1 protein-coding gene is annotated in these 1,243 nt (G+C 36.3%); it reads left to right on the forward strand.

Going from position 1 to position 1,243, the window contains the following annotated elements; all coding sequences use genetic code 11:
* Window positions 1–221: 221 nt before the first annotated feature.
* Window positions 222–1,208 (forward strand): IS110 family RNA-guided transposase, encoded by a 987-nt coding sequence (locus tag NI468_RS16005; RefSeq protein ID WP_004278529.1) that lies wholly within the window; start codon window positions 222–224, stop codon window positions 1,206–1,208.
* The last annotated feature ends 35 nt before the right edge of the window (window positions 1,209–1,243 follow it).

Here is a 1,243-nt window from a genome sequence, read left to right on the forward strand (position 1 = left end):
CTTGTATCTTGATTGATATAGTGATTAGCTACCACTATACGCAAATTGTAGAGTTTGGAGTGCTGCTAAAATCTTAAATTTGAACCTGAGATAAAACCTACAATTTGCCCTTATCCCTCATACAACTCTGAACGGTAACTAAGCACTTTGATGCTGTATTCACAAGGTAAGATGATGGTTAATGGGATAAAAATCATAGCTTAAACTCAAGGAATATCACCATGATTATGCTAGGTATTGATGTCAGTAAAACCAAAATAGATTGTTGCATTTTCCCTCAAGGTTTGACTGGAAAAAGAAAAAATAAAATATTTACTAATACAGAAAGTGGCTTTGGCAGTCTGCTCAAATGGCTCATCACTCTTAAAATTGAACCTGATCAAGTGACAGCAATCATGGAAGCGACTTCGGTTTATCATGAGAATTTGGGATATTATCTATATGATGCAGGTGTAAAGGTTTGTGTGGCTAATCCTTCACGAGTAAGAGCCTTTGCCAAAGGCATGTCCATGCTAAATAAAACGGATAAAGCTGATAGTGAAGCTCTTTCACGTTATGGTTACACCGCAAAGTTAATCATATGGCAGCCTGAACCTGAAAATGTCAGATTATTAAAAGCTTTACTAGGCAGACGAGATGTCTATCTAGGTAGTCTATTGCAGGAAAAGAATCGACTTGAAAAGGCGCAGTCCACTCATACCTCCGTTGTTGTGATTAAATTACTTGAAGAGAATATTGAGTATTTAAATCAGCAACTTGAACATATTGATAAGTTAATAAATAATCACATAGATCAAGATCCAACATTGAAACAGGATTTGAAATTACTGCAAACTATTCCTTCAATCGGTGAACGATCAGGCTTATTACTGTTGGGGTTATTTCATTCGCACAAGTTTGAAAAAGCAAGTCAAGCTGCTGCATATGTAGGTTTGGTTCCAGTACATCAGTTGTCTGGCAGTTCAGTCAACAAGCAAAGTCACTTATCAAAAGCAGGTGACAGTAAAATACGCTCAGTATTGTATATGTCAGCATTAACAGCGATTAAATATAATCCACACATTGAAGCTTTATATCAACGATTATTAAGCCAGGGTAAAAATAAAATGTGTGCTTTAGGTGCTGCAATGCGCAAGCTTATACATCTGTGTTATGGCGTTTTAAAACATCAGACTGCCTATCAAAGAGATTATTTATTGGTCGAATAATCTCAAAACCTGATTGACTACCAAGACGGTATCTC

This window comes from Acinetobacter lwoffii (genome assembly GCF_024129355.1).
Classification (GTDB): domain Bacteria; phylum Pseudomonadota; class Gammaproteobacteria; order Pseudomonadales; family Moraxellaceae; genus Acinetobacter; species Acinetobacter lwoffii_I.

What these genes read in the sequence shown, in the direction of transcription:
- NI468_RS16005 (WP_004278529.1), top strand. Translation starts at nt 222, where the DNA reads ATGATTATGCTAGGTATTGATGTCAGTAAAACCAAAATAGATTGTTGC.